Source organism: Cellulomonas sp. GTC20042, from assembly GCF_055389595.1.
The window spans coordinates 1,875,783-1,887,612 of the sequence record NZ_AP043678.1 but is presented as its reverse complement, the minus strand read 5'-3'; the positions used below and the strand labels follow the sequence as shown (position 1 = coordinate 1,887,612).

The window sequence follows — 11,830 nt, the reverse complement described above, 5'->3', positions numbered from 1 at the left end:
TCCCCGCCTCACGGGACGGTGTTAAAGGACTGCCTGTCGTGTGCACCTTACAGCGGTCGCGCAGGGGTCGCCGCGTGCGTCCGCGCTCTGCGCGCGTGACCCTCGCCACGCCCGCGTGCGGCCGCGCAGGCTGTGCGCGCCCGCGCGCCCGCGCGCCGAGTTGTCATCTCTTGTCGCTTGACGGGCTGCTGAAGCGACAAGAGATGACAACTCGGCGGGAGTCCGGGTCCAGGAGTCCGGGGTCTGGATACGCGGACGGCCCCGGACCGTGGGGTCCGGGGCCGTGCGAGGGTGCGCGTGACGCGCGCGGCTCAGGCGAGCAGGGTCGGCTTGAGGTCGACCAGGCGGCCGAGCAGGCCGTTGACGAAGGCCGGCGACTCGTCCGTCGACAGCGCACGGGCCAGGTCCACGGCCTCGTCCACCGCGACCGCGTCCGGCACGTCGTCGTTGAACAGGATCTCCCAGGCACCGAGCCGCAGCAGCACACGGTCGACGGCGGGCATCCGCTCGATCGTCCAGCCGTGCGAGTGCGTCGCGATCACCTCGTCGATCCGGGCGCGCTGCGCGCAGACGCCCTCGACCAGCTCCACCGAGTACTGCGGCAGGGCCGCCTCGGTGCCGGGCTCCGCGATCCGCTGCGCGAGCAGGGTGATCGGGTCGAGCCGGCGCTGCTCGGCCTCGAAGAGGACGTCGAGGGCCCGCTTGCGGGCCTTGGTACGGGCTCCCACCTCAGTCGTTCACGCGACCCAGGTAGCTGCCGTCCCGGGTGTCCACCTTGACCTTGGTGTCCGACTCGAGGAACAGCGGGACCTGGATCTCGTACCCGGTCTCGAGGGTGGCGGGCTTGGTGCCGGCCGACGAGCGGTCGCCCTGCAGGCCCGGCTCGGTGTAGGTGACCATGAGGGTCACCGACGGCGGCAGCTCGACGTACAGCGGCACGCCCTCGTTGGTGGCGACCATCGCGTTCGTGCTCTCGAGCATGAAGTTCGCGGCGTCGCCGACGGTCGCGGCCGGGACCGTGATCTGGTCGTAGGTGTCCGTGTCCATGAACACGAAGTCGTCGCCGTCCTTGTACAGGTACTGCATGTCGCGCTTGTCGACGTTCGCGGTCTCGACCTTCAGGCCCGCGTTGAACGTCCGGTCGACGACCTTGCCGGACAGGACGTTCTTCAGCTTGGTGCGGACGAAGGCGCCGCCCTTGCCGGGCTTGACGTGCTGGAACTCGATGACCGTCCAGAGCTGGCCGTCGATCTTCAGCACGGTGCCGTTCTTGAGGTCGTTGGTCGTCGCCACGTTTCGTTGCTTCCTGTCAGGGGTCTCGGTCGCCCCACCACGCGCGTCCGGGTCGGGACGGGGCTGGGCCGCCGATCATCTTAGCGCGAGACGGGACATGCCAGCGGTAGGACCGGTGCCTGGGTCAGCCGACGGCCGCTCCGCCGCCGAGCAGCCCCCAGGCCCCGGCCAGCAGCAGGCCGACCCCGAGCAGATAGACCGCCCGCTTGAGGTACCGGTGCTTGGCCTCGGCGATCCGCGCGAGCGTGACCGCCTCGCGCCATGCCTCGACCCGCTCGTCCGCCGCACCGAGACCAGCGAGCCACTCAGGCTCCTTCGCCACCAGCCCCGGCCAGGCGAACCGCGACCACTGCTGATCAAGCTTCACCCGGGGCACGAGCACAGCGCCCAGCGCCGCGACGGTCGCCACGAGCGCGACCAGCGCGGCGAGACCGGCGCCCGCGGCGACGCGCGTCTGCAGGTCACCGGGGTGCACCAGCACCGCGACGTCGACCCGCGTCACCAGGACCCCGGCGAGCACCGTCGCCGCCGTCGCCAGGACGCTCGCCTTGACGTCGGCGCCCGCGATCGACTGCTGGGTCAGGTCGATGACGCGGAACGCGTCCTCCGAGCCGGGCTGCGGGCGGGTCCGTCGCCGCGTCAGGACGCCGATCACCGGCGGGCCGTGCGGGGCGAGGGCGGCGTGCGGCGGCTCATGGCCGCAGCCTAGGGCCGACCGTGCCCCGCTAGAGGGAGATCCCCGCCGTCGGCGTCGCGCCCTCGGACACCTCGGCGTAGGCCGCGAGCAGCAGCGACGGGTCCGGGCCCTCGAGCCGCGCCGGCCGGGCCGGCCCCTCCAGCACCACGAAGCGCAGCAGGCTCCCGCGCGCCTTCTTGTCCCGGCGCATCGCCGCCGACAGCTGGTCCCAGCGGTCCCCGCGGTAGGTGGTCGGCAGACCGAGCGATGTCAGCACCGAGCGGTGCCGGGCGACGACCTCCTCGTCCAGCCGGCCGGCCAGCCGCGCGAGCTCCGCCGCGAACACCATCCCGACGGACACCGCGGCGCCGTGCCGCCACTGGTACCGCTCGACGTGCTCGATCGCGTGGCCGAAGGTGTGCCCGTAGTTGAGGATCTCCCGCAGCCCGGCCTCGCGCAGGTCCTCGCCGACCACGCGCGCCTTCACGGCCACCGAGCGCTCGACCAGCTCGGCCAGCACGTCGCTCTCCGCCGCACGCGCCGGCTCGGTCACCAGGTCGCCGGCCGCCTCCACCAGGTCAAGGATCGCCGGGTCCGCGATGAACCCGCACTTCACGACCTCGCCGAGGCCCGCGACGTAGTCGAAGCGCGGCATGCTCGCCAGCGCCGCCAGGTCGCACAGCACCCCGACCGGCGGGTGGAACGTCCCGACCAGGTTCTTGCCCTCGGCGGTGTTGATGCCGGTCTTGCCGCCGACCGCCGCGTCCACCATCGCGAGCAGGGTCGTCGGCACCTGCACCACACGCACCCCGCGCAGCCAGGTCGATGCCACGAAGCCCGCCAGGTCCGTCGTCGCCCCGCCGCCGAGGCCGACCACCACGTCGCTCCGGGTGAAGTCCGCCTGGCCGAGCACCTGCCAGCAGAACGCCGCCACCTGCGAGGTCTTCGCCGGCTCCGCGTCCGGCACCTCCGCCAGCAGCACCTCGTAGCCGTGCGCGGACAGGTCCTCGCGGACGGTCTCGGCGGTCGTCGCCAGCGCCGCCGGGTGGATCACCAGCACCTTGCGGGCGTCCTCGCCGATCATCGCGGGCAGCTCGCCCAGCAGGTGCCGGCCGATCACCACCTCGTAGGGCTGGTCGCCCCGGACCTGGACCCGCCGTGCCGTGCTCACCGCTGCTCCCCCGTCGTCGCCTCGATCAACGCCACCTCGACCCGGTCCGCGACCACGTCCGGCGTCACGCCGTCGGTCGGCACCGTCACGCTCGCCGCCTGCTCGTAGGCCCCGCGCCGCTGCTCCATCAGCGCGGCCCACTGCGCCCGCGGGTTGCCCAGCAGCAGCGGGCGCGGCTGGTTGAAGCCCACCCGCGAGGCCGCGTGCGCCAGCGTCACGTCGAGGAACACCACCACGCCGCCGTCCGCGCGGTACGCGGCCAGCGCCGTCTGCGCGTCCGGGTGCAGCACCGCGCCGCCGCCGAGGGCCAGCACGTGCCGACCCTCCGCCGCCCGCTCCGCGCCGCCGGCGTCCAGCGCCGCCAGCACCGCCGCGCGCTCCAGCTCGCGGAACCGCTCCTCGCCGTCCTCGACGAAGATCTCGGTCACCGGCTTGCCGGCCACCCGCTCGACCTCCGCGTCGGTGTCCCGCGCCGGGGTCCCCCAGCGACCGGCCAGCACCTCGGCCACCGTGGTCTTGCCCGCTCCCGGCGGACCGACCAGCACCACCGTCGGGCGCACCGGCGCGCTCATCGCAGCAGGTCGGGGACGGACGCGAGGAACGCCTCGAGGTTCCGGCGCACCTCCACCACCGAGTCGCCGCCGGTCTTCTCCAGCAGGGCATCCGCCACCACCAGGGCCACCATCGCCTCCGCGACCACCGCCGCCGGCGGCACCGCGCACACGTCCGAGCGCTGGTGCTGCGCCTTCGCCGGCTCGCCGCTGGCGGTGTCGATCGTGTCCAGCGCGCGCGGCACCGTCGAGATCGGCTTCATCGCCGCGCGCACCCGCAGCACCTCGCCGTTGGTCATGCCGCCCTCGAGGCCGCCCGCGCGGTTGCTCCGCCGCCGGATCCGCCCCTCGGCGTCCCGCTCCATCTCGTCGTGCGCCTGCGAGCCGCGCCGGGTGGCCGTGCGGAAGCCGTCACCGACCTCGACGCCCTTGATCGCCTGGATGCCCATCAGCGCACCCGCCAGGCGCGCGTCCAGCCGCCGGTCCGCGTGCACGTAGGACCCCAGCCCGCTCGGCAGGCCGTACACCAGCACCTCGACCACGCCGCCCAGGGTGTCGCCGTCCTTGTGGCACGCGTCGATCTCCTCGACCATCGCCGCCGACGTCGCCGCGTCGAAGCAGCGCACCGGGTCCGCGTCCAGCGCCGCCACGTCGTCCGGCGTCGGCAGGTCCGCGTCGTCCGGCGCCGCCACCGGCCCGATCGCCACCACGTGCGACACCAGCCGCACACCCGCCGCCTGCTCCAGCAGCCGGGCGGCCAGGGTGCCCAGCGCCACCCGCGCCGCCGTCTCGCGCGCAGAGGCGCGCTCCAGCACCGGCCGGGCGTCGTCGAAGGCGTACTTGCGCATGCCGACCAGGTCGGCGTGACCCGGGCGCGGGCGGGTCAGCGGGGCGTTGCGGGCGCGGTTCAGCTTCTCCGGGTCGTCCACCGGGTCGGCGGACATCACGTCCACCCACTTCGGCCACTCGGTGTTGCCGATCTCGATCGCCACCGGCCCGCCCTGGCTCACGCCCAGGCGCACCCCGCCGAGGATCCGCACCTCGTCCTGCTCGAAGGCCATCCGCGCGCCCCGGCCGTAGCCCAGCCGGCGGCGGGCCAGCGCGTCGCGCACGTCCTGCGACTGCACCTCCACCCCTGCGGGGAGACCCTCCAGGACGCCCACCAGGGCAGGGCCGTGCGACTCACCGGACGTCAACCAACGGAGCATGCCCGTGATCCTCTCACCTGCGGCGGACATCACCGTGCCCCGGTCCAGGGTGTGGGCCGGGGCACGGGCTGGGTGGTGGGTGGGTCAGCTGGCGGCGCCGATCACCTCGGCGGCGAACGGGTTCCTGCCCGCAGGCGCCTGCGGCAGCGCGCCCGGCTCCTCCGGCGTCGTCGCCGTCCCGCTGGTGGGAGTGAGCGCGAACGCCGCCACGGACACCGCCAGCTCGACGTCGCCCGGCTCGGAGGCCGGGCGTCCGCTCGATCCCTCGCCACCGTCGAGCCGGACCAGCGTCATGTCGCCGACGAGGAAGAACCGCTGGGTGCCGGTCTGCAGCGTCGCGATGAAGTTCCGCACCTCGTCGTAGGACCCGACCACATCGATCGACACCGGGATCGAGAACAGCCCGTCGACGTCGGCGATGCTCGCCGCGGCCTCCTCGAGCAGCGACTGCTCGTCCGTGCCGGCGGCCGCGTCCGCAGCACCGTCAGCAGCAGCCGTCGGCTCCGGGCTTGCCGCGGGCTCTGCCGCGGCCGACGTGTCCGTCTCCGCGTTCGCGCTCTCGTCGGTCTCCGGGGCGACGTACTCCTGCGACGCACCGGGCGAGGAGATCACGAGGGTGACACCGGTCTGGTCCGCCACCGCCTGGATCTCGCGCAGCAGGGCGCTGATGTCACCGGCCTCGGGGATCTTCACCCGAGCGTCGGCCAGCGCGGCACGGTAGACGTCGATCTGCGCGAACTGCGCCTTGAGCTCGGCGACCTCATCGGCGAGCGTGTCGTTCGACGCGGCCAGCGTCTGCGTCTGCAGGTCGAGCTCGCCGGCCTCGTCGAACTGCGGCTTGACCACGAGGAACCCGCCGAGGCTGAGCACGACCACGCAGAGCAGCGTCGTCCCGAGCACCCAGGTCTTGAGCGACTGGCCCATCACTGCCCCTCTCCCATGAGGCGGAGCGAGAACGCCGCCGTGCTGACCTGGACGCTGGCCGTGATGTCGTAGATCTGGGCGTCGTTGCGCTGGACGACCGACACCGTCGCGCCGTCGAACCCGGGCACGCTGTTCAGCGCGTCGATCAGGTTGGCGACGTCCGGGACCGTGCCCGCGGTCGCGGCGAACGTGACCGACGCGTAGCCCTGCGGGACCAGCGGATCAGCCTGGTCGGGAGCACCGACCTTGGTGCTGAGCGAGGTGAGCTGCACGTTCGCGGGCAGCACCGCGGTCACCGCGTCGACGTAGCTAGCCCAGAGGATCTCGGTCCCGGAGGCCAGCACGGAGGCCTTGCCGACGCGACCGAGGTCCGTGAGCACGGGCGTGACCTCGGCGTACTGCGCCTTCTCCGCGAGCAGGGTGCTGGTGCGCTGCTGCTCTGCGGTCAGGTCGTCCTGCGCACCGCTGACCCGGAGCATGCCGAGCAACCACGCGGCGACGACCAGCACGATCGACGCGAGCACCGCCAGGCCGAACCAGCCACGCAGCTCGCGCAGCCGGTGCACCGCCCGGACGCTCTCCGGCAGGAGGTTGACCTGGGGCAGGCCACGGCCCACCACGCTCGCCTCAGCGACCGGACGACGTCCGCGCGCCTTCTCGGTCTTCTTCGCGGTCCCGTCTGCCAGCGCGGTCATGCTGCGACCCCGTACGCCAGGCCGGTGGGCAGCGCCACCAGCGACTCCATGCCCCGCAGCGCCGTGGTCGGCGCGCTCTTGCCCATCCGCACCCCGGCGAGCGCGTCGCCGAGCACCGCGGGCAACCGGCTCACGCTCGACAGGTACTGCCCCAGCCCGGACAGGTGCGCCCCACCACCGGTGAGCGCCAGGACCTCGATCCCCTGCCCCGGGTTGTTCCCCGAGTAGTAGACGAGGGTGTTGCGGATCGACTCGACAAGGGTCCGCGCCACGGCACCGATCGACTCCTGCGCCGTCTGGTGCGCCGGGCTCGCCGCGCCGCCCATGCCGACGCCCACCTCACGCTTGATCTGCTCCGCCTCCGGCGTGCTGACGGACAGCGCGCTGGCCACGGCATCGGTGATGTTCTGGCCGCCCATCGGCAGCACGCGCACGAGCCGGGGCGTCGTCCCGTGGGCCACGACGACCGTCGTGATCCGCGCGCCGATCTCCACGAAGGCCGCGATGCGACCGGACAGGTCCCCACGGGCGAGCGAGCGCACCAGCGCGAACCCGTTCAGGTCGACCATCGTGGCCCGCAGCCCGGCGGACTCGACCGCGAGCAGGTTCGTGGTGACCGTGTCGCGCGGCGCCGCGATGAGCTGACCGCGCACGACACGTCCCGCCGGTCCGACGGCCTCGTCGGTCGGGAGGAAGTCGAGCAGCGTGTCGTCTACCGAGACCGGCAGCAGCTCCTGCACCTGGTAGGGCAGCGACTCGCGGATCTGGGTGAGCGGCATCCAGGGCAGCTCCATCTCGCGGACGACGACACGCTGGTTGCCGACGCCGACCACGACGTCCTTCGACGTGAACTTGCCGTGCTGCCAGAGCTCGCGCAGCGCGGTCGAGACGGTGTGCTGCTCGACCACCTCGCCGTCGCGCACAGCACCCGCCGGGATCGGCACCTGGTGGTAATGCAGCAGGGTCGGCGGCGTCTTGCCGGACGGCCCTCCGCTCCCGAACTCCAGCTCGGCAGCACGGACAGCGGTCGTCCCGATGTCCAGCCCGATGACGCGTGCGGAACCCACTCCAGGTCCTTCCGACGAGAGGAATTGCTCGTCAGACTCATCGGCCGACGCCTGCCCGACCTTGAGCGTCCTGGCCGCGGATCCGCCCAGGTCACCCGGTCGCGGCGCCTCAGACCCCGAACAGGTCCAGGTACGCCCCGGCCAGCGCCGGACCCGCGACGATCCCGACCCACGCGCCGAGCAGCATCCACGGGCCGAACGGGATGGCCGAACGACGCCCGGCCCGACGGACGAGCAGGAGCCCGATCGAGAACACCCCGCCCAGGAGGAACCCGGCGAACCACCCGACGACCACCGCTCCCCATCCGACCCACCCGAGGGCGAGCCCGAGGATCCCGGCGAGCTTCACGTCGCCGAAGCCCATGCCACGGGGGTAGATCAGGAAGATCAGCAGGTACACACCGCCCATCGCCAGGCCGCCGAGCAGGGCCCGCAGCAGCGCGTCCCAGGACGGATCACCCCCGGGGGTCCAGGAGGCCAGCGCGAGCAGCACGAGCAGGACGGCGTACGAGGGCAGCACGATCGCGTCAGGCAGCCGGCGCACGTCGAGGTCGATCAGCGCCAGCGCGACCGTGATCGCGGCGAGGTACCAGTAGGCGGGCAGCGACCACGAGAGCCCGGCCCAGAGCAGCACGGCGACGAACGCCAGCCCGGTTCCCGCCTCCACCAGCGGGTAGCGCCACGAGATCGGCTCGCCGCAGTCCCGGCAGCGACCGCGCAGCAGCAGCCACGAGAGCACCGGCACGTTGTCCCGCGCCCGCACCCGGGCGCCGCAGCGCGGGCACGCGCTCGGCGGCGAGACCACCGACTCCGCGCGAGGGACGCGCCACACGACGACGTTGAGGAACGAGCCGATGGCGAGACCCAGCACGGCGGCGACGATCACGAGGAAGAGCACGGTGCCTGACCCTAGCGTCCGGAGGACCCTGACCCGGCGCGGGTCAGAGGTTGTACCGAGCGGTCTCCTGGAACGCGTACAGGCCGGTGTCGGGGCCTTCCATGCCGGGCGGGGTCACCTCGGCGTGCGTGATCTTGAGCGCGTTCGAGGCGTCGAGCTTGCAGGTGTAGAGCGCACCGGTCATCGACACGTTGTTGGTCGAGTGCACGGTGCCGTTGGTGTAGACCAGTGTGTCGACGTTGCTGTCGAAGATCACCGTCTCCTTGAACGTGATGTCACCCTTCGAGGAGGAAGGCATCGCGGACGAGCAGGTCGGAGTGTTCTCGGCTCCGACCACGATCAGCCGGAACTTCGCGCCGTTCTTGACCGAGCTCACCCGGAACGAGCCCGACATCGTGAAGCTCTTCACCACGATCGTGAGGTCGTCCTTGAGGTTGATCGTGATGTTCCGGAAGTCGACGTCGCACGAGCGTGCGTCGACCACCGTCGGCACGTCGAAAGACTTCACGTTGCCGTTGAGGTTGTAGTTCGCTGAGTCGGTGCTGCATGCCGTGCCCGACCGTGACGTCGAATACGACGGTGCGCTGTTGGCCTCCGCGCTCTCTTTGAGCCAGGCGCCCATCGTCTTCTGCGGCCAGCCCGGCTGCGTGATGTCCGTCCAGGTGATCGCCGGCATCACCTCGGCCGCGGGCGCGTCCGGAGCAGCGCTGGGATTGTTGGCCGAGTAGCCACCGGCGAAGATGTTCGCCTGTGTCCCGTTCGGTGCCGTCACCGTGCCGCCCGCACGCCCGTAGCCCGCCACCATCGACGAGCCCTCGTTGGTGAACTGGAGATAGCTCTCGGCAGAGATCAAGTTGCCGCCGATGCGGAAGGACGACCCGGTGAACCGGACCGGGCCGCGGGTGGTGACCGTACCCGACACCTTGCAGGTGTTCTGGATCGAGGACTGGTCGGTGCCCGCCGCCGTGATGTCGCCGTCGACCCAGCCGCCCGAGTCGCAGGTGAACTTGCCACCGGCCCGCACGGACTGGGTCTTGCACCCGTTGGTGATCTTGACGTCGCCGGTCGCCGTCACCGGTCCCACGATCGTGCCGGAGCTGTTGCACTCGTAGGTCCCGTTCGAGTGCAGGCCGCCTCCGTCGATGGTCAGGGTGTTGGTCGCGGTGAACGAGGAGCCGAGGAACACCCCGTAGCCGAAGAGCGAGCCGCCCGACTCGCTGTCGGTCACCTCGAGCCGCTGCTTGACCGTTCGACTCGCCGTGCGCGGTCCGTCACCGGTCGACAGCGCGACCTCCGTGACCGCGACGACCTCGGCCTCGACCACCGGGGTCGACGTCGGGATCGGGCAGGAGAAGGTGGACGCACCCTCCACGCGGTACGCGATCGACACCTGCGTCGTCGCGGTGCCCGAGGGCGTGATGTCCTCGAACGGCAGCCCGCAGACAAAGGTGGACTCCGCGCCCTTCGCGAACTGCGACATCTGCGAGATCGTGCGGTCGACCGCGTTCTCGGCGGAGGCCTGCGCCTGCACCGCCGCCCGGGAGACCGCCGAGGTGCTCGTCGCGAAGGTCACCGTCGCGACCATCGTGGCGCTCACGATCGCCACGATGACCGAGATGGCGATCACCGTGACCAGGGCTGCGCCTTCGTCGCCACGGGCAGTGCGGAGCCGTCGGATCAGAAGCATGAGTCGTTCCCTGTGCTCGTTCCCTGGGGCCGCGGGATGGCAGCCGACTTGATCGTGAGGCTCGACCCGTCCTGGCCGTCGACGACCTCGAACCGGATCTGCGCCCCGGTGGCGCCCTCGGCGCTGAAGATCACCTGGTCGCTGCCACCGAGCGCGGACGGCCGGACACCGCCCAGCGCCACGTTCCACCCGGAGAAGTCCGAGGTGGTCGTCAGGCCACGGGTGACCGCGTCGTCACCCGTCGCGCCGCGCACCGTCAGCAGCTCGCCGGTGCTCGCCCGGTAGTACCAGGCCCGGCACTCGAAAGAGGACTCCTGGGAGTCGTCGTCGCCCACGCGCGTCTTGACCAGCAGCATCGAGCCGTTGAAGCTCGACGGGGTCTGGACGCTCACCGCGTTGCGCAGCGCTCCCTGCATGTCGGTGAGGACCACCTGGGCGGCGTTGGACGCGGTGGCCTGGTCGCGGACGTCGCGCTGGGTCACCAGCGACCGCACCAGCAGGGTGCCGACGATCGCGAGCACGATCCCGGACAGCACCATGTAGGCCAGCAGTTCGGCGAGCGAGACGCCGGCGTCGTCGCCACCGCTGCCGGCGGCGCGTGCCCGGCGGACGATCCGGCGCAGAGGGCCCACGTCAGTCCTTCCCGACCCAGATCTTGGTGCTCAGCGTGGCCTGGACCGGACGCTTGGCGGAGTTCGTGTCGGCGGTCACGGTGACCGAGTACGCGACGAGTCCGTCCGTCGACGGGCACGAGATCGTCGTCGGGTCGGTCTCCTCGATCACGTAGTCGATCCCGCGCGAGTCGTTGGTCTGGCTCTCCGCGTTCGCCGAGGAGCCGGCCAGGTGGCTCTGGAGCTGGGTGCAGCTGGTGCCGGCGGAGCGCGCGCGCTCGAGCTGCTGGTTCGCGATCTGGCTGGCGGTGGCGAGCTGGGAGGCGCGGGCGGACTGCACCGCAGAGGCGTACATCAGCGGGACGGCCGCGGCCATCACCAGTCCGAAGATCGTCATCGCGACGATGATCTCGATGATGCCGACGCCCTCGTCGCCGCCCCGTCGCGCGGGGCGCCGGTCGCGCCAGGTGCTCTGCTGCACCGTGCCTGCCTCTCGTGGGTGCCGGTGTCGGACGTGCGGCCGGGCCTCGGGAGCGTGCGCCCCCGAGGCCCGGCCGAACCGTGCGGAACTGGGATCAGTTCGTGGAGCCGCCGCCGGGGGTCGAGGCGACCTCGGAGATGCCGCCGTCCTGGTCGACCGCGAACACCTTGTCGGTGGAGGAGGTCGCCGTGATGGTGAACTCACCGTTCGTGATCGTCACGGTGACGTCACCCGTGGTGGCCGCGCCGTTCACCTCGACCGTGTTGTCCGACCAGGTGAACTTCACCTCGGGTGCGGACTCGTTCGGGGTGTCCGAGTCGCCCAGGACGACCGAGTCGGCGTTCGGGGAGTCGACCAGCGCGGTGGCGACGGCGATCTTCGCGTTGCCCAGGTCGGACTTGACGGCCGAGTCCTTGGCCTTCGCCTGCTGGTTCAGGTACACCGGCACGGCGATGGCGGCGAGGATGCCGATGATGATGATGACGACCAGGAGCTCGACGAGCGTGAAGCCCTGCTCCTTGTCCTCAATGGCCTTGCGGTAACGAGCGATCACGCTGTGCTCCCGAGA

14 protein-coding genes are annotated in these 11,830 nt (G+C 71.9%); all 14 read right to left on the bottom strand.

Annotated elements, in window-relative coordinates; all coding sequences use genetic code 11:
* Window positions 1-311: 311 nt before the first annotated feature.
* Window positions 312-728, bottom strand: coding sequence for a transcription antitermination factor NusB (gene nusB / locus ACZ5HG_RS08660; RefSeq protein WP_464181830.1), 417 nt, complete (start codon window positions 726-728; stop codon window positions 312-314).
* A 1-nt stretch (window position 729) separates the two neighbouring features.
* Window positions 730-1,293 carry an elongation factor P gene (gene efp, locus ACZ5HG_RS08655; RefSeq protein WP_464181828.1) on the bottom strand — a complete coding sequence of 188 codons (564 nt, stop codon included), beginning with the start codon at window positions 1,291-1,293 and terminating at the stop codon, window positions 730-732.
* Between the two features lie 124 nt (window positions 1,294-1,417).
* A complete protein-coding gene (locus ACZ5HG_RS08650) occupies window positions 1,418-1,948 on the bottom strand; it encodes a Pycsar system effector family protein (protein ID WP_464181826.1) in 531 nt (176 codons plus the stop codon).
* 70 nt (window positions 1,949-2,018) lie between these two features.
* Window positions 2,019-3,140, bottom strand: coding sequence for a 3-dehydroquinate synthase (gene aroB, locus ACZ5HG_RS08645; RefSeq protein WP_464181825.1), 1,122 nt, complete (start codon window positions 3,138-3,140; stop codon window positions 2,019-2,021).
* Window positions 3,137-3,712, bottom strand: a complete 576-nt coding sequence (locus ACZ5HG_RS08640) for a shikimate kinase (protein ID WP_464181824.1) — start codon at window positions 3,710-3,712, stop codon at window positions 3,137-3,139. Before ACZ5HG_RS08640 ends, aroB begins: the two co-directional genes overlap by 4 nt.
* A complete protein-coding gene (gene aroC, locus ACZ5HG_RS08635; protein WP_464181822.1) occupies window positions 3,709-4,899 on the bottom strand; it encodes a chorismate synthase in 1,191 nt (396 codons plus the stop codon). Before aroC ends, ACZ5HG_RS08640 begins: the two co-directional genes overlap by 4 nt.
* A gap of 84 nt (window positions 4,900-4,983) precedes the next feature.
* Window positions 4,984-5,823, bottom strand: a complete 840-nt coding sequence (locus ACZ5HG_RS08630) for a hypothetical protein (protein ID WP_464181820.1) — start codon at window positions 5,821-5,823, stop codon at window positions 4,984-4,986.
* Complete coding sequence (locus tag ACZ5HG_RS08625) at window positions 5,823-6,518, bottom strand: PilN domain-containing protein (protein ID WP_464181819.1); 696 nt, start codon at window positions 6,516-6,518, stop codon at window positions 5,823-5,825. The genes ACZ5HG_RS08630 and ACZ5HG_RS08625 overlap by 1 nt, the downstream gene beginning before the upstream one ends.
* A complete protein-coding gene (gene pilM, locus ACZ5HG_RS08620; protein WP_464181817.1) occupies window positions 6,515-7,585 on the bottom strand; it encodes a type IV pilus assembly protein PilM in 1,071 nt (356 codons plus the stop codon). Before pilM ends, ACZ5HG_RS08625 begins: the two co-directional genes overlap by 4 nt.
* A gap of 109 nt (window positions 7,586-7,694) precedes the next feature.
* On the bottom strand, window positions 7,695-8,483 hold the full coding sequence (locus ACZ5HG_RS08615; RefSeq protein WP_464181814.1) for a prepilin peptidase: 789 nt from the start codon (window positions 8,481-8,483) through the stop codon (window positions 7,695-7,697).
* Between the two features lie 43 nt (window positions 8,484-8,526).
* Window positions 8,527-10,080 carry a polymer-forming cytoskeletal protein gene (locus ACZ5HG_RS08610; protein WP_464181812.1) on the bottom strand — a complete coding sequence of 518 codons (1,554 nt, stop codon included), beginning with the start codon at window positions 10,078-10,080 and terminating at the stop codon, window positions 8,527-8,529.
* A gap of 80 nt (window positions 10,081-10,160) precedes the next feature.
* Window positions 10,161-10,802: a PilW family protein gene (locus tag ACZ5HG_RS08605; protein WP_464181811.1), complete on the bottom strand. Its 642-nt coding sequence runs from the start codon at window positions 10,800-10,802 to the stop codon at window positions 10,161-10,163.
* A gap of 1 nt (window position 10,803) precedes the next feature.
* On the bottom strand, window positions 10,804-11,262 hold the full coding sequence (locus ACZ5HG_RS08600; protein WP_464181808.1) for a hypothetical protein: 459 nt from the start codon (window positions 11,260-11,262) through the stop codon (window positions 10,804-10,806).
* Between the two features lie 94 nt (window positions 11,263-11,356).
* On the bottom strand, window positions 11,357-11,815 hold the full coding sequence (locus tag ACZ5HG_RS08595) for a prepilin-type N-terminal cleavage/methylation domain-containing protein (RefSeq protein ID WP_464181806.1): 459 nt from the start codon (window positions 11,813-11,815) through the stop codon (window positions 11,357-11,359).
* Window positions 11,816-11,830 lie beyond the last annotated feature (15 nt).

What these genes read in the sequence shown, in the direction of transcription:
- ACZ5HG_RS08640 (WP_464181824.1), bottom strand. Translation starts at nt 3,712, where the DNA reads ATGAGCGCGCCGGTGCGCCCGACGGTGGTGCTGGTCGGTCCGCCGGGA.
- aroC (WP_464181822.1), bottom strand. Translation starts at nt 4,899, where the DNA reads ATGCTCCGTTGGTTGACGTCCGGTGAGTCGCACGGCCCTGCCCTGGTG.
- ACZ5HG_RS08630 (WP_464181820.1), bottom strand. Translation starts at nt 5,823, where the DNA reads ATGGGCCAGTCGCTCAAGACCTGGGTGCTCGGGACGACGCTGCTCTGC.
- ACZ5HG_RS08625 (WP_464181819.1), bottom strand. Translation starts at nt 6,518, where the DNA reads ATGACCGCGCTGGCAGACGGGACCGCGAAGAAGACCGAGAAGGCGCGC.